Raw genomic sequence first — 19,285 nt, 5'->3', positions numbered from 1 at the left:
CCCGTCGGTGCACCGGATGCCGAGGGCGGTCCTCGACGAACTCGCCGCCGGCCGGGGCGGGGTGGCGGCGGTGACGTGGCTGCGGGCCGCGCAGCACAGCAAGACCCTCCTGCTGGTACGCGCCCTGCTGCTGCTGGTACGCGAGACGGCGCACCCGGATCGGGCGGTGGTCGAGTCGGCGTACCGCGTGCTGGCCGAGGTGCCCGCGCCGGACCGGGTGGCCGCGCTCTCCCATCCGCCCGTCGCCGCGTGGGCGTTCGGCACCGTGTCGCTGCTGGAGGCGGGCAACGCGGCGACTGCGTACCCGGGACTGCTTGCCGCCGTGGCGGTCACCGCAGCGGTCCGGGCCGGCGCCGAGACCGAACTCGACGTCCCGCTGGCCCCCGGTGCCAACGGCCGACTGGACCTGCCGGGCCTCGGCACGCTGGCCCTCCCGGTCACCGCGACCCGGGCCCGGGTCCGCACGTCCGGCGGGCAGGCGTGGGCGACCGCCGCCGGAGAGAAGGTCGACGTCGACGCCGACCGGCCGGCCGACCGGCGTTGGCGACCACTGTCCCGGCTGGACGTCGCACATGGCGGGTTGGCCCTTTCGCTGCTGGTGGACACCCGGACCTGGCAGTACGTACCTGGATTGAGCAGAGACAGCCGCGATGGCGGTCTCCCGACCGAGGTCTGGCGGTCACGTCTCGACGGCGCGTGGCGGATCCTGGTCGACCACCACCGGCCGGTCGCCGAGGAGATCTCGGCACTGATGGGTGCCCTGGTGCCGATCCCCGCGCCCCGGACGAGCACCCGCAGCGGCACCTTCCACCACGCCTTCGGGTCGGTGGCCATGTCGCTGCCACCGGATGCCCGGTCGACGGCAGTGGTACTCGCGCACGAGATCCAGCACGCCAAGCTGGCCGCACTCACCGACATGTTCGCCACGCTCGAACCGGGGTCCACCGAGCTGTTCTACGCACCGTGGCGGACCGACCCGCGGCCCCTGGACGGTCTGCTGCACGGCGCGTACGCCCACCTGGGGGTGGCGGGGTTCTGGCGTCGGCAGATGCAGGTCACGGAGTCGGGTGCGGCGCGGCACCACGCGGAGGTCAGGTTCGCCCGGTGGAGCAGGGCCGCCGCCGACACCGTCGCGGTGCTGGCCGCACAGCGGCGACTCACCCCGGTGGGTCGACACCTGGTCGACGGCATGGCCGCCGTGCTCGACCGGTGGTTGGCGGAGCCGGTCAGCGAGCGGGCGACCGTCGAGGCCAACCGACTGCTGGCCGCACACCGCAGCCGGTGGGACCGTTACCGGGCACCGACCGGCTGACCACCCGTCCCGCCAGCCTCAACTACGCTGGGTTCATGGGGGAGGACAACGAGCAGCCGACGCGTCGTGAGTGTTTCGTGATCGCCCCGATCGGTCCGGAGGACTCGGAGATCCGCAGACGCAGCGACCAGATCCTCAAGCACGTGATCCGCCCGGTGGTGGAGGCGCGTGGCTTCGTCGCGATACGTGGCGACGAGATCGAACGGGCCGGTCTGATCACCTCCCAGGTGCTGGACCGCATCATCCGCAACGACCTGGTGATCGCCGACCTGACCGACCAGAACGCCAACGTCTTCTACGAGCTGGCGGTCCGGCACGCACTGCGTAAACCGTTCGTCCAGTTGATGGCGAAGGACCAGCAACTGCCCTTCGACGTGCACGGCATGCGGACGATCCTGGTCGACCACACCGACCTGGACAGCGTGCACACCGCCAAGGAGCAGCTCGGCCGGGCCATCGACGCCATCGGCAGCGAGGCCGACATCGTCACCCCGATGTCGGTGGCCCTCACCCTGCAGGAACTGCGCGGCTCGTCCAGCCCGCACGAGGCCGGTCTGTCCCAGGTCATCGAGACGCTGCCGCAGATGATGGACATCCTCCAGGATCTGCAACGCCACCTCGGGGCGGGCGTGGTGGGGGTGACGGCGGCCGAGGACGACGACCATCGCCGGCTGCGGACGATGGTCGAGTCGCTGGCCGCCCGCGGCGGGGTCACCGAGGACGATCTCGCCGGACTGCTCGGTGGCGGCAGCAGCAAGTTCGAGCGGTGGGTGGAGAACCTGATTCAACGGGCGCGCGGCTCCAACAACCACCGGCCTGTCTGAGCAGGCTCGCCGGCCGGTTCAACCCGGCAGCGGATGGATCGGGGTGACCGTGGGGATGAAGGCGAGCGCGTCGAAGCTGCCGGCCAGCGAGGGCAGCTCGTAGTAGTGCTCTCCGTCGTGGTCCGCCTGGTAGAGACCGGAGATCAGCCGGGTCCGCCACGGTCGGCCGGGCCGGTCCGCGAGATCCTCGGCAACGGCGGTACGCAGGTCGACGACGCGGGTACCACCGCCTTGGAGCAGCACCGCGTCCAGTGACGATCCGACGGGGTACGGGATGTCCCTACCGGGGATGCTGCCGTGCCCGAAGGTGACGTGGACGGCCGCGTAATCGCTGCCCAGGGCCGCCCGCAGGTGTGCACCCAGCATGGTCGCGCCGTGCGCCGCGACGTGCGCGCTGCCCTCCCATAACACGACCCGGTCGCCGGTGACCCGCTGATGGTCGAGGAGTCGCTCGGCGGCGGCACGCTCTTCCGCTTCCGCGTCGTACCCGGCACCGAGGGCACGCGCGTGGAAGTCCACGATCGCCGCGATCAACGGTAGTGCTTCGTCGCGTTCCGGGCTGTCGGGTAGCCGGGCGGCAAGGTCGCGGGCGGTGCGGGCGAGATCGACGAAGGGCACGCCCGGGTGTGTACCGTGCAGCCGTTGGACGTGCTCACCGTTGTCGTGGGCGGTACGGATGACGTCGAAGATCGCACCGATCCGCGCCACGGTCGCCGGCTCCGCCGAGGCGAGCAGCGCCACGACCCGGTCGTAGTCGGCCGGGAGCGTACGCCGACCGTCGACGGCGACGACGTGTACCCGATCGTTCGGGTGACGTTCGTTGTGCCGACGTAACCGGACGAGCGCGTCGCGCATCTCGACCGTCCGCCACGGGCCCCACGCCTGGCGAAGCGCCACGTCCAGGTCGATGTCCTCGCCCCGGACGTACCGGTCGTAGCGCTCGCCAACCCGCTGGTTGTCCAGCAGCGCGACGACCCGGAACCCGCGCCGGATCAACTCGTGGGTGGTCTCCTCGACCAGCCGGAAGGTCTCGGTGGCCTCCCGGGTGCTGGTGCCGAGGCCGACGACGGTGGCCGTGTCGACGAGCGCGGCAAGCGTCCGGGCGGGCGGGACGGAGGTTGGCAGTTCGCTCATGCCCCGACGATCGGGGTTCACCATATGTTGAAGTCAAGACCGCGACGGCAGTCCGGGTCACCGGGCCGGATCGTCGCGCCCGATCTCGCACAGCCTGGTGCCCGACTCCAGTGCCGCGAGTTGCGCCTTGAGGTTGCGTACCCGCTCCTCGACCTCGGTCACCAGCCGATGGGCTACGCCCGCCCACTCGTCGGGCGTCGGATCGGCCGACAGGTCGGCGAACAGTGCGGCGATCTCGCGCACGCTCAGGCCCGCCCGCTGGGCGAGCTTGGCCACCTGGATCCGGCACGCGGCGGATCCGTCGAAGCGACGTTGGTTGCCGGCGGTGCGTACCGCGTTGATGACCCCGTGGTTCTCGTAGAACCGCACGGCGGACGGTGCGACGCCGCTGTCGACGGCGACCTCACCGACGCTGAACGTCCGAGGGGTACCCGTGAGAACTGTCATGGCCGCAGCGTAGGCGGGGCCGGGAGTTGACTTCAACATATGTTGAACCTGCACGGTTTCGGGCATGACCACTTCACCCGAACGCCACAGCTCTCCCGCCGGGGTTCGCGTCGCCGTGATCTCGGGCAGCGTGCGCAAGGACCGGTTGGGGCCGACGATCGCCGGCTGGGTCGCCGCCGCACTGGACCGACCGATCGAGGTCGACCTGATCGACGTTGCCGATGTCGCGCTGCCCGACGACAGCCTGCTCTACCCGGGCGGCGGGGCGCAGAGCGAGGTCGCCGACCGGATCGCCGCAGCCGACGCGTTCGTGTTCGTCACGCCGGAGTACAACCACAGCTATCCCGCCTCGCTGAAACGGCTCATTGACTGGCACTACGGCGAGTGGCGGCTCAAGCCCGCGACCATCGTGGCCTACGGCGTACAGGGTGGGCATGCGGCGATCGAACACCTGCGCGGGGTGCTTGCCGAACTCAGCGTGGTGACCACCCGCCGGGCCCTGGGCCTGCGGGCGCCGTGGGCGTCGCTCGACGACCAGGGTCGCTACGCGCCGGACGCGGAACTGTCCCGCGGCCTGACCGCGAGCCTGACCGAACTGCGCTGGTGGGCGGAGGTGCTGGCGGACGCGCGGCGGGACCGCCCCCTCACGATCTGACTGCCGCGCCGCGCCCGTCAACCGCTGACCAGCGGGTCGTGGACCCGGCCGATGAACAGCGGTACGCCGGTGACCCGGTCGTGGATGACGTACAGGAACGGCCGGTTCAGGAAGAACTGCGGTCCCTGCGGGATCGACGGTGGCCGGATGATGACGGCCGACGCGGCTGCCGCCTCGACGCCCTTCTCGTCCACGCCGATGAACGTCTCGTGCACCACGTCGTCGATGCACAGGTCCGGGTCGGTGGTGCTCATGCCGGCGAAGTCGGCGTACGGCGTGAAGGCCGTGGGCATGCCGAGGCCGCTCAGCGCCGCGCCCAACTGGGCGGGCAGGCGGAACGTCCACCGGGGCATCCGCAGTTGGATGTCGGTGAACTGGAAGCCGGCGAACAACGCGCTCAGCCATGCCGCGTCGAGGTTCGCCTCGACCGCGGCGAGGTCGTCCCGGGTCGGCATGACGACGGCCATGGCCAGCCCGTCGCCCGCGAGCGGCACGTCGACCGCCCGCCAACCGTCGCCCAGGACGTGCCCCATCCGGTCGAACGGGCCGCGCATCATCGGCACCTGGACGACGGTGCCGTCATCCCGGGTGAACGGCTCCTCCACCGTGGCCGACGCCCTGAAGGGGTAGTACCAGGCCGCCTTCAGGTAGGCCGTGTTGGTGAGCATCAGGCTGGTGTCGGGGCGCACCGTGTCCGGGGCCAACAGCTCCGGGATCTTCGCGTTGGTCCGATCGGACACCCAGGTGTTGATCTCCTGGCGGGCCGCCTCCGGCGCACCACGGAAGTCCACCGGATGCGCGACGGCACCGTAGTAGCCGGCCAGGGTGTCCTGGAAGCCGGATCGCAGGCCCAGATCGAGCCGGGTCCACACGGCGTTGGCCGTGGTCACCCGGGGCTGCCGCACACCGTCGCCGTCCTGGAACCGCTCGGCGAGCGACTGGTCGACGGTGTTCAGACCACTGTCGAGAGTGCCGGGTCGTGGCTGCGGCGCGTGCAGCACGGCATCCATCTCGTCCGCCGTGGTCGAGCCGGCACCCGCCCTGGCCATGGCGAGGGCCAGTTGGACCGAGTACGGCGCGCACACCACGTTGCCGCCGACCTGGCTCGCCGCGATCGTGCGGTAGAGGTCGGCGGTGAAGCCACGTACCGCTGTCGCGGCGGCCTGCATGGTGGCCGGGTCGGGGGGTACGCGTACCGGATCGCTGGACGCGGACGCTCCGGTGAGCCAGCGGGGGTGAGCCGGGGCGGCGGTCAGGGCGGCGGCGGCGAGTGGCACCGCTCCGAGAATCGATCGACGCGAGACCATGTCCCGACGGTAGAGCAGTGTTACCGCACAGTGACGGGCGAAGGTCCAAAATGCATCGAAGTTAACCAATGTTCGTTACTTGCGTACAACACCCGCCCCAGGAAGGGAAACGAGGCGACGGAACTCTGGTCCTCCTGCATCAGGACCCATCTTGCTGCTCGGGGAGGTTGGGGCAAGCCAGTGGCTTCGCCGGCAGCGGTTGATCCTCGACGGGCCGTCACAGCAGGTCCCGGATCTGCTCGATCTGCTGTGCGAGCGCGACCGAGTCGATGCCGGTGCCGGACTCCTCGGAGACGAACAGGTTCCGGCCGAGTTCGAAGCCGTTGGCCGCGTACCAGTCGCGGCGGCGCTCCCACGAGGCGCGGTAGCCCGGTCGGTCGAGCATGCCGAGGTGTTCCCAGATGATCGGGTCGTCACCCGCGTCGTCGAAGGTGAAGTCCGGGTGCACGGTGCCGCCGACACGTTCGCCGGGCAGCGGCCGTTCGTACCGGTAGTCCAGGCCGGCGGCGTGCAGCAGGTTGGCGATCACCACCTCGCTCTTGGAGCGGACCAGCTCGCCCCGTGCGGTGCGATGGATCAGGTGCTCGGCGAACGGCACCCCGAGGTGCGTGAGTCGTACGCCGCCGGTGAACAGGTTCGTGTTGCGCCGGGCGGTCTCGCTGTGCTCCGGTTGCGCGATTTCCCGGAGTTGACGGGCGTCGTGGCCCTGTACCAACAGGACCAGCCGCTGGCGGGCCCGGGTCAGGCTGGTGTAGAGCAGTTCCCGGGTCAGCAGCTTGCTCTGCTCCGGCACCACCATGAAGACGGTCTTGAACTCGCTGCCCTGCGCCTTGTGCACGGTCAGGGCGTACGCCAGCTCCAGGTCGACGCGTTCCGCGCTGTTGGGGGCCGCCCAGAAGTCGAAGTGCCGCCTCTCGCGGCCGGCAAAGGCGATCTTGAACCAGCCGCCGCTCTCCCGGGCGACAAGACCGACCTCACCGTTGGCGAGATAGTCCCTGACCTTGTGCTTGGCGCCGTGGTCGTATCCGTCGCGGGTGCCGTTGCTCACCAGCATGACCTTGTCCAGTCGGACGATCTCCTCCGGTCCGTAGCTGCGGCCCCGTCTGTCCCGGACGCGCCGCTGCTCAGCACCCCGAAAGTGGCTCTGCAGGAGACGGTTGAGTTCGAAGGTGCCCCACTCCCGCATCCGCACCGGCGAGAGCACCTGGAATCCCGTCGCGCCGTTGTGGTCGCCGAAGGGCACCCAGCCCTGCTCGGTCAGGCCGAGTGCGGCGTGATAACCCTGCGCGTCGTCCGGATCGGTCATGCCCAGGGCGGCGGCCAGTTCGTCGAGCAGTTTGGCGCGCAACTGCTCGGTCGTCTCCCAGAACACCAACCGTAGGTCGGAATCCTTGCCACCCGCACCGTCACCCGCCCCCTGCTCGCCGGCGTTCAACGCCAACTCGCCGAGTACCGAGTCCGCATCGACCGGCTGCGTCTCGCTGTTGTAGAGCGCCGCCAGCCGCAGGATGTCCGACGAGCGGTCGTCCTGGGTACGCAGCTCGATCGAGAGCCGGGCGAGCGCGTCGGCGCGCGCCGCGACGGCGGGATCGGTGGCACCCTGTGCCCCGGCGAGGTAGGCCACCAGGTCGGCGAAGGGGCGGCCCACGCCGATCGGCGGCAGTTGGCTCGGGTCGCCGACGAGGATCAGGCGCTGGACGTGCCCCAGGTCGAGTGCCTTGAGCAGCGCGACCAGGTGGTCCTCGGTGAGCATCGAAGACTCGTCCACCACCACCGTGCGTTCCTGGCGGTAGGGCGAGTCACCGGTGAACCGCACCCGCTGGCGTTGCCCGTCGTAGCGCTTGAGGCTGTGCAGGAACTGGGCGATGTTGCGGGCACGTGCCCCGGTCTTCTGCGCCAGCAGGACCGTCGCCTTGCCGGTCGGGGCGAGCAGCAGCACGCCGTCGGCCGCCAGCTTCGCGGAGGCCAGCAGCGCGCCGACCACGCTCGTCTTGCCGGTGCCGGCCGGGCCGACCAGGACCGAGAGCTTTCGGGTGGTGATCTGCTCCAGCGCCACGGCCTGTTCCGCCAGAGCGGTGCGGTGCCGCTCGTTGTTCTCGTCCACCTCCCCGCCACCATCGGTGATGGCCTGCCGCAGCAGGGTCTGCCAGTCCTCGTTCAGGCTGGGCAGGATCCGCTCCGCGCGGACGGAAAGTTTCTTGGTCAGGAACCGGCCCCGCTCGGTGAGATCGGCCAGTTGGAGGCAGCGCATCGGCGCCGTCGGGTCGCCGGTGGGCAGGTCGACCAGGCGGAGGATCCGATGGTCGGCGCCGATGTTGCCGTTGATCCAGTCGGTGGAGACCGTCAGCGGTGGGCTCAGCTTGAGGTCGGTGACCCGGCTGAGCGCCTCGTCGACCGAGAGCAGCGCGTCCCCCTCCTCGGCGGCGGCGCGCAGGACGGTGACGAGGGCCGCCTCCACGCGGCGCGCGTCGCCCGGCGAGTCGACCCGGCTCGGGGACGGCAGCGGTGCCGCCACCGCGACCGTCGGATCGGGCAGCAGGCCACGATCCACCACGGCGAGCGAGACCGGCGGGTCGTCCCGGCCACCGAGGTCGACCTCGGCGACCAGGTACGGGTTGCCGATGACGTCGAGATCGGAGACCGGCCGTTCGGTGGCGGCCGTGCGCAGGGCCGGCTCCAGCCAGCGGCGGGCGGCCGAGGTGGTGAGGGCGAACCGGCTCAGCAACATGATGAAGTCGCGCCGTGCCCGGGGCATCGCCGTCCAGGTGTTGCGGGCGGCGGCGAGGTCCGCTTCGTAGACCTTCTTCGGGGCCGGGCGTCGGCCGCACAGCAGGGCGTCCAGCAGCGGCCACGGGTCTTCGGCCGGGCGCAGTGTTCCGTCGCGGCTCAGCTCAAGCAGCAACGATGTCGCCAGGCGCAGGCCGATCGCCTCGAGCACAGCACCGGCACCGGGGAACGCGCCCCGATCGGCCCACGCTTCGGCGATCCGGGCGTTGAGCCACTCCTCCCGTTCGGTCCACGGACCTGACGCGACACCGTGCCGGATGACTGCGCGGACCGCCTCCAGCGACCGCTCCAGAACGGACAGGAGGACGTCGGAGGTGACCACCTCGCTGCCGTAGGAGAAGTCGGCGAGCTGCGCGTGGTCGGGGGCGACGGTGATCTCGGCCAGCAGTTCGCGGCGGCGCGCGTCCTCGGCCGGGTCGCCGGTCGGTTTCAGGTAGGCGTGGTACGGCAGCAGGAAGCCCTCGGTGCCGTCCGGTCGGATCGAGTGGCTGATCAGTCGATCCCACAAGGGATAGGTGGGCTGGCCGGCAGGTGCGTCGTACTCGATGATGCCGCGCATCGCGTCGATCCGGCCGACGCCCACGACCAGACGGTTGATGTGATCGCCGAGCGGGTGCCCCGACTTGGTGTAGAAGACGGCGAGCGAACTGCCCGGCGTGACCCGCCGGAAGCACGCGCCGAGCAGCTCCCGCTGCCGGGCGGCGGGAAACACCCACGGCGACGAGAAGGGCGGTTCCTCGTCGGGCGACAGGGGCTCGGGAAGCCGGTTCTCGATCTCCGCCGAGCGCTTCCGCAACATCCAGGCGAACGGGACCGCGAAGGTGGAGAACTCCGGAACCTTCACCGACGTCGGACGCAGCTGGCCGTGGGTGGCCGCGGTTGGTTTCAGCTCCGCGTACGGGTGCTTGAACTGACGCACCCAGGGCGTCGAGTTCATGAACGCCCCCGACTCGGCGACGCAGGCCGGCCGCTTGGTCAGGTCGAGTTCGGCGAAGGAGCGCCCAGCGGCGGCCTCCTCCTGAGCGTCGTTGCGCTCCGCACGAATCCGATCGAGGTCCAGGCAGTACGGGTTCCCACGGGGGTCACGGCATACCGCACCGTTCCATTCGCTGTCGTGCCAGGCAACGCGAACCGTCAGGTGATGCATCATCGCTCCACACGCCGAAGAGGGGGCCATCGAAGGGTCCTGAACAGCGAGGACCGTCTGCGCGGCGCCGATCGTAGCCAAGAGACAGACCGGTCGTCGCAGGCGGAAAAGTCATTCGACACGTCGAATTCTGACGATCGATGTCGATGGCATGACCGGGCATGCGATCTCGATTTCCGCAGGTCGGGAGGAAAAGTCAAGGTCCGCCGGTAACGCACACGCGGTCGCGACCACACTGCGAATTCCCGCCAGGACCGCGAACTGTCAGGAGTCTGACAACAGACGGTGGCCCCGCCACCCCTTAATCTGTCTCATCGCGACCCGGGAGGGGCGCTGTCCAGCCGCCTCCGGCAGTCGTCTCGATCAGGGAGTTCACCGCATGGCAGCAGATGCCCTCGACGGGCCGGTTCCGGCAGCAGCCGCTGCCGGGCAGCGCGTCCTCGACCTCCTGGACAAGGCGATCGACGCCCAGGGCTCGCTGGTGCGCAAGAACATCGCCCGGGCCCGCCAGCGGAATCCGGAGGCGACGCCAGCGCAGGTGATTCGCACCCTGGAGCGGATGTACGTGAGCGCCCTGACCGGTACGGGTGCGGCGGTCGGCGGGGCTGCCGCCGCGCCGGGTGTCGGCACCGGTGTTGCGCTGGCGCTGTCGGCCGGCGAGGCCCTCTCATCGCTTGAGCTGAGCGCCCTGTTCGCGCTCTCGATCGCCGAGGTTCACGGAGTTCCCATCGACGAGGTCGAGCGTCGCCGGACGCTCGTGATGGGAATCATGCTCGGCGGAAGCGGCTCCGCCACCATCACCAAGGTCGCCGAGCGCACCGGGCAGCACTGGGGGCGCCAGGTGGTCGCCAAGGTGCCGCTTGAGACGTTGCGGCAGATCAACAAGATCCTGGGCCGGAACTTCATCACGAAGTACGGGACCAAGCAGGGCATCATCGTGCTCGGTCGAGCGGCGCCGTTCGGGATCGGCGCCGTGATCGGTGGTGGCGCCAACGCCGCCCTCGCCACCCTGGCGGTGCGGGCCGCCCGTCGCGCGTTCGGCGATCCCCCGCCGGCCTGGTCATGACTCGTCGAAGCCGTCGTGGAACGCCCACGGCCGGTCACCGCGCCGGCTGACGTCCAGCCGGACCCGCACGACAAGTACCACCTCGCCCCGGTGGTGCCGTTCGTGGTGCGGGGCGGTCCGGTCGGCCATCGCCGACTGCCGGGCCCGCAGGATCAGCCGGTTGCGGATCTGCGCGGGCGACAGGTCGAAGGCGTTCATCGCCGGTATGTCCGCAGGCGACGCGCGATCGCCCGTCCCCGATTGCGCTCCCCGGTCCGGTCCGGGTCGTAGCGGCTCGGGCGTTGGTTCCGCGCCGAGGACGTCGCCGGCCGCTCCTCGGGAACCTCGTAGACTTCCGCGCCGTCGCACCGCGACGTCACCCGCAGCTCCGGTACGACATGCTCCACCGCCAACCGCCGAAACCGGCCCGGTACGTCCCCGTCCGGCACCGCCTGCCCGGTCAGGTCCAACGTGACCTCCCCGGGCCGCAGGAACCACTTCCACCGCCTACCCATGTGCCTTCACCTGCCCTGCAGCAAGGCCCGGTTGGACGGTGGCCAACTCACCGGCGACCCGTTCGAGGAACGTCATGTCGCTGCCTTTCCACGTTGGACGGGAGAGTGCGATCGGGGCGCGGCGGCCGTCCGGGGGGATCGGCCGGCCGCCGCGCTGTGACCATCCTGGAACGCTCCGCAGTGGATGCGCAACGTTCCGACGCTGAATTTCGTGCTTATGCATTGACTTTCTTTGCCGGAACCGATAAGGGTTACAGCGGCAGGTGACGCAGTGTTGCGACATGGAACCAGGGAGTGTGCGAATGGCCGAGGACCTCGGATCGACGGTGCCGCGCCGGCAGTTGGGCCGGCTGCTGCGCCAGTTCCGCAACGAGGCGGGGGTGACGCTCGACGCCGCCGCCGAGGCCCTGGAATACAGCCGGCAGAAGATCTGGCGGCTCGAATGCGGCATGGGCTCCGTCCGGGTGCTCGACGTCAAGGCGATGTGCGAGCTGTACGGGGTGTCCCCGGAGATGACCGAGGCGATGCGCGGCCTGGCCGTCGAGACGAAGTCCAAGGGCTGGTGGCACGCCTACGGCGACGCCGTGCCGAGCTGGTTCGAGCTGTACGTCGGCCTGGAATCCGCCGCCGCCCACCTGCGCCGATACGACGAGTCTCTGATCCCGGGCATTCTTCAGACCAAGGAGTACGCGCACGCGCTCTACCGTCTCGGCGGGCGGCTGAGCGACGAGGATCGAGAGCGGGCCGTCCAGGTGCGACTCCAGCGGCAGGGCCTGCTGGTCCGACGGCTGCCGGCGGCTCCCCGGCTCGACGCGGTGCTGTCCGAGGCGGTGCTCCGACGCGGTGTCGGCGGCCCGATGGTCATGAGCGGTCAGCTCGACCAGCTGCTCAAGCTCTCCGACCTGCCGAACCTGTCGGTGCGGGTGCTACCACTGTCCGCCGGGCCGCAGCCCGGTGCGGTCGCCGGATCCTTCGTCATCCTGGACTTCCCTCCCACCAAGGGCGGTCGCACCGCGCCGGAACCGTCGGTGGTCTACAGCGAGTCGTTGACCGGGGCGCTCTATCTCGACAAGCCCGACGAACTGGCGGCATACGAACGGGTCTGGCGGGGACTGGATGCGCTCGCCCTCGGCGAGGCAGAATCGAAGGACATGATCAAAAGGCTCATCGGGGAGATCCGGCATGACTGACCTGACCGGCGCCGTCTGGCGCAAGAGCACCCGCAGCGGCGACAACGGCGGTGACTGCGTCGAGGTCGCCGACAACCTTCCCGGCCTCGTCGCCGTACGCGACTCCAAGGATCGGGGTGGGCCTACCCTGACCTTCACCCCAGGAACCTGGTCCGCATTCGTCTCCGCAATCGGCGGTGATCGGCCCGCTCCCCGAGGTTTGTAGCCACACCCGACGAAACGGCTCGATGGACGAGAGAACAAGGCCGAGCGGGTTACCGCACCGGCCCAATCGGTGGGTGTCTTCGGCAGTCTCATTGGCGAGACTGGGTGAACTCGCCACCCTGCAATGATCGCCAAGCGCTTCGAATCGCCGCCTGGACCAGTTGGGGGAAGCCGTCCGTGATCGAGCTGGCAGATTTCGTTCGTGAGCTGCGCCGTGAATTGGAGACCGCGGTTGCCGCGGCCCCCGAGGATGGCCTGCGCTTCGAGCTGGGTCCGATCGAGATTGAAGTGTCTGTCGGGGTCGAGAAGACGGCCAACGCCGCAGCCAAAGCGCGCTTCTGGGTGCTGGAGCTCGGCGGCGAGGGGACGGTGGCCAGGTCGTCCGTCCAGACCGTGAAGCTGACCTTGAAACCACACGTGGGTAGCTCCGGCCTGCCACCATACGTCTCCGGGCAAGAGGCCGAACGAGAGCGCTAAGGGGTGACTGTGCCGAGAACCCCGCGGGCCAGTGTCGATATCGGCCGAGTTGCCGAGGTCATCGTAAAGGTCCAGGGAACCGGGCCAGGACGCCGAGGATCGGGCTACCGGGCGTCGCCCGGTCATGTCATCACGGCCGCGCACGTCGTGAAGAACGCCGCGAGCCTACAAGTACGGTTCTCCGCCGACCGACCCGACGAATGGGTCGCGGACGCAGCGGTGGCCTGGATGAACCCGGAAGTGGACCTGGCCGTTCTGGCCCTCGTGCCCGAGCCCGACACAGGTCCGGTCGCACCGCTCGCGTTCGGTCTCGTGGCTGACGAGGATCACACCCTGACCTGCAGCGCGGTGGGCTTCCCCCGCTCCAAGCTGCGAGACGACCGCGTTCGGCGACTGCCAGATGGTCGGGCCCAGCAGTACCGCGACTCCTTCCACATGATCGGAGAGATCTCGGCGCTCTCGCATCGTCGGGAAGGGACGTTGGCGATCATCACCTCCGAGCCGGAGCGTGATCCCGACCCGGCGGTTTCCCCGTGGGAGGGCATGTCAGGTGCGGCCGTCTTCAGCAACGGCCGTCTACTCGGGCTAGTCTGCGAACATCACCGCTCCGATGGCCTGGGCACGCTGTCGGCTACCCGAGTGGACCGCTTGTACGAGGTGCTCGACCCTGCGGCTCTGGGCCAGCTTCACGCATTGATCGGGCTGCCCCTCGACGTCACCGGGCTACACGAGATGGCCCCCGCCGATCCCGATGAGTCTGCCGAAGCCACCGGTGGTTCTCCCAGGAAGCAAGTATGGAACATGCCGCCGAGGAACCCGCGTTTCACCGGCCGGGAGGAAAGCCTGGCCGAGCTACGCCGGCGGCTCACGACTGCCAACGCGGTAGTGCTGCACGCGCTGTACGGGATGGGCGGTATCGGCAAGACCCAGATCGCGATCGAGTACGCGCACCGATTTCGCGATGACTATGACGTCGTGTGGTGGGTCCCGGCCGAGCACGCCGCGGTGACAAAGGCCCAACTGGCGCTGCTGGCGAGCAAACTAGGGATAACCCATCGCTCCGGCCCGTCCGACCTTGCCGCAGCCCTCACCGCACGCGGTCGATGGTTGCTCATATTCGACAACGCGCAGTCGGCCAACAACCTCCGCGACCAACTTGCGCTTGAGGGCGGGCACGTGATCGTGACCTCCCGTAACCCGAGCTTCGGGGCGGTCGGTGAGCGACTCGAGATTCACGTGATGCGCCGCGAAGAGTCGGTGGCGTTGCTGAGCCAGCGGATCGCGTCGATGACAAGGGAGCAGGCCGAGCAACTCGCCGAGGAACTTGGAGACCTTCCGCTCGCGCTGGAACAAGCCGCCGCCTACATCGAAATTGTTGGCCTGCCAGTCGAAGATTACCGCCGCATGCTCAGAGAGCGGCCGGGCGACATGCTCGCCGAAGGCGAGGTGTTGGGCACCGATGCGCGGGTGAGCACCGTCTGGGATCTGTCGCTTGAGCGCCTGAGGGACGAAGACCCGCCTGCTCTTGCCATTCTCGAAATGATATCCCTGCTGGCCCCGGAACCATTTCCCCTGCACCTTGTAAGCGACTACGCCGAGGAATTCGACGAGCCGCTCCGGGCGGTCGCCGACGACGAGGTCGCCCTGAATCGCGCCATCGGCGCCATCCGGCGCTACTCGCTGGCCCAACGCACCGGAGGCGCGATACAGCTGCACCGTCTCCTGCAATCACACATCAAAGCGTCGATGACCGAAGAAGTTCGCGGCGTGCGCCTCCGGCAGGCCATGGACATGGTCCTGCAAGCCTTTATGGACATGTTCGAAACCGACGAGCTCTGGCGACAGGGCGAGGAACTGTTGCCACACGCCCTCGTGCTTGAGGCAGATGATCGATCCGATTCGGCCACATCGGAATCCGCAGCATCGCTACATGCCCTGTGTGCTCTCTATCTGAGCGGTCTCGGGAACGTGCAGGCCGCGTTCGACGAGGCCCAACGGGCCTTTTCTCTCGCCGAGCAGGCACTTGGGCCGGACAGCCAGGAGGTCCTGTCCCTTTATCTCCCGCTCGTCGCCGAACTGGCCATCGGCCACGGTCGGCCCGAGTTGGCACGCTCGCTCCTTGAGCGGGGTTTGTCGATGGCGGCATCAGAAGGTAGCCAGCTTGCGAGGATGAGGATGATGGCGGCCCTCGCCATGAGTCTGCTCCCCCTCGGCCGGCTGCCTGAGGCTCTGGAACTGACCGAGCAGTTGATGACGTCATTGTCAGCGGCCCCGATACCGGATGACGAAAGGGACGCGATAACGCTGTCCGTGAGCATCGCGGCCAGCCAGGTGTACGCCCGAGCCGGGCAGCGCGCGAAAGCTCTGGACGCCGCAGACCGGGCCATGCATCTGACGGAGATGCTGGTGGGGCCGATGATGCCGTCAGCGGTGAACCTGCGAATTGCTCGTGAGAAACTCGCCAGCGAAATCGGTCGTACCACCGACGCCCAACAGGTGCTACAGACAACCTTGGATTCAGTCAAGGCACACTTCGGCGAGAATCACCGGATCACCTTCCAGTCCACGCACGTCATGGCCACCGCGCTGCACGAGATGGGCAAATATGCCGAAGCCGCGGACGTGCACAAGGAGATCCTGCAACAGAGGCGGGCTGTCCTCGGCGAGAATCACCCCGACACCCTACGCAGCGCACACGAACTCGCCGACAATCTTCGGCACCTGGGTGAGTACGCCCAAGCCCTCGAGGTTGGCGAGGATGCGCTACGTACACGCCGGGCCTCCCTGGGTGAAAGCCACCCCGACACCCTGCGCAGCGCACACGAACTGGCGCTCACCCTCCACGCAATGGGCAACTACGACCAAGCCCACGACCTCAAAAGGAAGGTCCTCCAACAACGCCACGCCACCCTCGGCGAGAACCACCCCGACACCCTCACCACCGGACACTCCCTCGCGATCACCCTGTACGCGATGGGCGATCACCGCCACGCCCACGACCTCGAGAGGAAGGTCCTCCAACAACAGGAGGCCACCCTCGGCGAGAACCACCCCGACACCCTCGCCACCGGACACAGTCTCGCCACCACCCTGCACGCGATGGGCGAGTACACCCAAGCCGCGGACCGGTACCGAGACGTCGCGCAGCGACGCCAGACCACCCTCGGTGAATACCACCCCGACACCCTCGCCACCCGGTACGCCCTCGCGATCACCCTGTACGCGATGGGCAAGTACGACCAGGCCCACGACCTCGAGAGGACGGTCCTCCGACGACGGGAGGCCACCCTCGGCGACAACCACCCCGACACCCTGCGCAGCGCACACGAACTAGCGCTCACCCTCCACGCAATGGGCAACTACGACCAAGCCCACGACCTCAAAAGGAAAGTCCTCCAACAACGGGAAGCCACCCTCGGCGAAAACCACCCCGACACCCTCACCACCGGAAACAGCCTCGCCACCACCCTGCACGCGATGAGCGAGTACACCCAAGCCGCGGACCGGTACCGAGACGTCGCGCAGCGACGCCAGACCACCCTCGGCGAAAACCACCCCGACACCCTCGCCACCGAACACGCCCTCGCGGTCACCCTCCACGCGATGGGCAACTACGACCAAGCCCACGACCTCGAGAGGAAAGTCCTCCAACAACGGGAAGCCACCCTCGGCGACAACCACCCCGACACCCTGCGCAGCGCACACGAACTAGCGGTCACCCTCCACGCAATGGGCAACTACCACCAAGCCCACGACCTCAAGAAGAGAATCCTCCAACAACAGGAGGCCACCCTCGGTGACAACCACCCCGACACCCTGCGCAGCGCACACGAACTAGCGGTCACCCTCCACGCAATGGGCAACTACCACCAAGCCCACGACCTCAAAAGGAAAGTCCTCCGACAACGGGAAGCCACCCTCGGCGGAAACCACCCCGACACCCTCGCCACCGAACACGCCCTCGCCACCACCCTGCACGCGATGAGCGAGTACACCCAAGCCGCGGACCGGTACCGAGACGTCGCGCAGCGACGCCAGACCACCCTCGGCGACAACCACCCCGACACCCTCGCCACCGAACACGCCCTCGCGATCACCCTCCACGCGATGGGCGATCACCGCCAGGCCCACGACCTCAAGAGGAAAGTCCTCCAACAACGTGAGACCACCCTCGGCGAGAACCACCCCGACACCCTCACCACCGAACACAGTCTCGCCACCACCCTGCACGCGATGAGCGAGTACACCCAAGCCGCGGACCGGTACCGAGACGTCTTGCAGCGACGCCAGACCACCCTCGGCGACAACCACCCCGACACCCTCACCACCGAGCACGCCCTCGCGGTCACCCTCCACGAGATGGGCAACTACGACCAGGCCCACGACCTCGAGAGGAAAGTCCTCCAACAACGGGAAGCCACCCTCGGCGAAAACCACCCCGACACCCTCGCCACCGGGTACTCCCTCGCGCTCACCCTGTATGCCATGGGCAGGTACGACCAGGCCCACGACCTCGAGAGGAAAGTCCTCCGACAACGTGAGACCACCCTCGGCGAGAACCACCCCGACACCCTGCGCAGCGCACACGAACTAGCGGTCACCCTCCACGCAATGGGCAACTACGACCAAGCCCACGACCTCGAGAGGAAAGTCCTCCGACAACGGGAAGCCACCCTCGGCGAAAACCACCCCGACACCCTGCGCAGCGCACACGAACTAGCGGTCACCCTCCACGCAATGGGCAACTACGACCAAGCCCACGACCTCAAAAGGAAAGTCCTCCAACAACGCCACGCCACCCTCGGCGAAAACCACCCCGACACCCTCACCACCGAACACGCCCTCGCCACCACCCTGCACGCGATGAGCGAGTACACCCAAGCCGCGGACCGGTACCGAGACGTCGCGCAGCGACGCCAGACCACCCTCGGCGACAACCACCCCGACACCCTCACCACCGAGCACGCCCTCGCGGTCACCCTCCACGAGATGGGCAACTACGACCAGGCCCACGACCTCAAGAAGAGAATCCTCCAACAACTGGAGGCCACCCTCGGCGAGAACCACCCCGACACCCTCACCACCGGACACAGTCTCGCCACCACCCTGCACGCGATGGGCGAGTACGCCCAAGCCGCGGACCGGTACCGAGACGTCTTGCAGCGACGCCAGAGCACCCTCGGCGACAACCACCCCGACACCCTGCGCAGCACTCAGGACCTGGCGCACAACCTGCGGCACATCGGCGAGTACGGCCAGGCCCGCGAGTTGGAGGAGGAGATTCTGCAGCGACGGCGGGCCACACTCGGCGGCGACCACCCCGACACGCTACGGATCGCTCACGAGTTGGCGGGCACGTTGTACGTGATGGGCGAATACGGCCAGGCCCGTGAACTGGAACAGGACATTCTGCAACGACGGAAGGCCACCCTCGGCGACAACCACCCCCATACGCTGCTCAGCGCCCACGAGCTAGGCGTCACGCTGTACGCGATGGGTGAATACGCCGAAGCCCGCGACCTGCACCAGGACACCTTGCAGCGACGACGGGCCATCCTCGGCGAGAACCACCCCGACACGCTGCGAACCCAGCGTCACCCCAGTCTGAACGTCCGCCTGGTCGGTGCAAGCGCCGACGACCTGCCTCGGTCAATGAGTGAGCTGACGATAGAGGCGTACCTTGCCGGCGCTGGTGGCCATCCTGATGGGCAGACCGGATCAGCGGAGGTACAGCGTCTCGACCTCGGCAGCCTGCAGATACCGGCCGTCCAAGGAGTTGACGTACGGGTGTCCGTCGACTCGAACCAGACTGTTCAACAGGTCCGCCTCGTCCACGAAACCAGCGCGCTCCAGATAAGCGCTTTCGCCGCCCCGGTGGACGAAGGCATCTGGGACGAAGTACGTTCTGAGATAGCCCAACAGCTGACCGAATCAGACTCGCCCGTCGAGGAGATCGTCGGAGATTACGGTGTCGCCCTCCATACGGTAATTGCCACCGAGGACGGTCAGAACGAGCTGCTGTTCATCGGAGTCGATGGGCCAGGATGGATGTTTCGGGGAGTTTTCCAGAACGCGGGGCGCGTGCCAGATCCGACAGCACCACTCTCACAGTGCCTCCGGAAAATCGTCGTCCGCCGCGGCGACAAGGTCCTTCCGGTACGGGAGCCGCTGCCGCTGCGCCTCCCTCCGCAACTGTAGACCCACACGTTCACCGCTCGGCTGGGGCCACCGCGTTCCACTC

General features: G+C 68.4%; 14 protein-coding genes. 8 read left to right on the top strand and 6 right to left on the bottom strand.

What is annotated here, in order from left to right; all coding sequences use genetic code 11:
- Positions 1 to 16: 16 nt before the first annotated feature.
- Positions 17 to 1,312, top strand: coding sequence for an HEXXH motif domain-containing protein (locus tag KBX00_RS19350; protein ID WP_210828963.1), 1,296 nt, complete (start codon positions 17 to 19; stop codon positions 1,310 to 1,312).
- 35 nt (positions 1,313 to 1,347) lie between these two features.
- Positions 1,348 to 2,136, top strand: a complete 789-nt coding sequence (locus KBX00_RS19345) for a hypothetical protein (RefSeq protein WP_210828961.1) — start codon at positions 1,348 to 1,350, stop codon at positions 2,134 to 2,136.
- An 18-nt stretch (positions 2,137 to 2,154) separates the two neighbouring features.
- On the opposite strand, the gene KBX00_RS19340 is transcribed toward KBX00_RS19345, so the two are convergent.
- On the bottom strand, positions 2,155 to 3,270 hold the full coding sequence (locus KBX00_RS19340; RefSeq protein ID WP_210828959.1) for an erythromycin esterase family protein: 1,116 nt from the start codon (positions 3,268 to 3,270) through the stop codon (positions 2,155 to 2,157).
- Positions 3,271 to 3,327: 57 nt separating this feature from the next.
- Positions 3,328 to 3,717 carry a MerR family transcriptional regulator gene (locus KBX00_RS19335; protein WP_210828957.1) on the bottom strand — a complete coding sequence of 130 codons (390 nt, stop codon included), beginning with the start codon at positions 3,715 to 3,717 and terminating at the stop codon, positions 3,328 to 3,330.
- A gap of 64 nt (positions 3,718 to 3,781) precedes the next feature.
- Here KBX00_RS19335 and KBX00_RS19330 point away from each other — a divergent pair, with 64 nt between their 5' ends.
- Entirely contained in the window at positions 3,782 to 4,372 is a 591-nt protein-coding gene (locus KBX00_RS19330; protein ID WP_210828954.1) for an NADPH-dependent FMN reductase, read from the top strand.
- 17 nt (positions 4,373 to 4,389) lie between these two features.
- On the opposite strand, the gene KBX00_RS19325 is transcribed toward KBX00_RS19330, so the two are convergent.
- Positions 4,390 to 5,679 carry a serpin family protein gene (locus tag KBX00_RS19325; RefSeq protein ID WP_210828952.1) on the bottom strand — a complete coding sequence of 430 codons (1,290 nt, stop codon included), beginning with the start codon at positions 5,677 to 5,679 and terminating at the stop codon, positions 4,390 to 4,392.
- A gap of 217 nt (positions 5,680 to 5,896) precedes the next feature.
- The gene (locus KBX00_RS19320) at positions 5,897 to 9,613 is read right to left on the bottom strand and encodes an AAA family ATPase (protein WP_210828949.1); all 3,717 of its coding nucleotides are present in this window, start codon (positions 9,611 to 9,613) and stop codon (positions 5,897 to 5,899) included.
- Positions 9,614 to 9,992: 379 nt separating this feature from the next.
- On the opposite strand from KBX00_RS19320, the gene KBX00_RS19315 reads away from it, so the two are divergent.
- Positions 9,993 to 10,679: a hypothetical protein gene (locus KBX00_RS19315; protein ID WP_210828947.1), complete on the top strand. Its 687-nt coding sequence runs from the start codon at positions 9,993 to 9,995 to the stop codon at positions 10,677 to 10,679.
- Here KBX00_RS19315 and KBX00_RS19310 read toward each other — a convergent pair.
- Both KBX00_RS19310 and KBX00_RS19305 read right to left on the bottom strand, forming a co-directional pair.
- Positions 10,674 to 10,877, bottom strand: a complete 204-nt coding sequence (locus KBX00_RS19310; RefSeq protein WP_210828946.1) for a hypothetical protein — start codon at positions 10,875 to 10,877, stop codon at positions 10,674 to 10,676. The genes KBX00_RS19315 and KBX00_RS19310 overlap by 6 nt on opposite strands.
- Positions 10,874 to 11,173, bottom strand: a complete 300-nt coding sequence (locus KBX00_RS19305) for a hypothetical protein (RefSeq protein ID WP_210828945.1) — start codon at positions 11,171 to 11,173, stop codon at positions 10,874 to 10,876. The genes KBX00_RS19310 and KBX00_RS19305 overlap by 4 nt, the downstream gene beginning before the upstream one ends.
- 302 nt (positions 11,174 to 11,475) lie before the next feature.
- Here KBX00_RS19305 and KBX00_RS19300 point away from each other — a divergent pair, with 302 nt between their 5' ends.
- From KBX00_RS19300 to fxsT, 4 genes are all read left to right on the top strand, one after another.
- Positions 11,476 to 12,363, top strand: a complete 888-nt coding sequence (locus tag KBX00_RS19300) for a helix-turn-helix transcriptional regulator (protein WP_210828944.1) — start codon at positions 11,476 to 11,478, stop codon at positions 12,361 to 12,363.
- A complete protein-coding gene (locus KBX00_RS19295; protein WP_210828943.1) occupies positions 12,356 to 12,568 on the top strand; it encodes a DUF397 domain-containing protein in 213 nt (70 codons plus the stop codon). Before KBX00_RS19300 ends, KBX00_RS19295 begins: the two co-directional genes overlap by 8 nt.
- Before the next feature lie 176 nt (positions 12,569 to 12,744).
- Positions 12,745 to 13,044 carry a trypco2 family protein gene (locus tag KBX00_RS19290; RefSeq protein ID WP_210828942.1) on the top strand — a complete coding sequence of 100 codons (300 nt, stop codon included), beginning with the start codon at positions 12,745 to 12,747 and terminating at the stop codon, positions 13,042 to 13,044.
- Between the two features lie 3 nt (positions 13,045 to 13,047).
- Positions 13,048 to 19,242 carry an FxSxx-COOH system tetratricopeptide repeat protein gene (fxsT, locus tag KBX00_RS19285; protein WP_210828941.1) on the top strand — a complete coding sequence of 2,065 codons (6,195 nt, stop codon included), beginning with the start codon at positions 13,048 to 13,050 and terminating at the stop codon, positions 19,240 to 19,242.
- Positions 19,243 to 19,285 lie beyond the last annotated feature (43 nt).

This window comes from Micromonospora sp. C95 (assembly GCF_018070465.1).
In the GTDB taxonomy this organism is placed as follows: Bacteria; Actinomycetota; Actinomycetes; order Mycobacteriales; family Micromonosporaceae; genus Micromonospora.
This window is presented reverse-complemented; position numbering and strand designations above follow the sequence as displayed.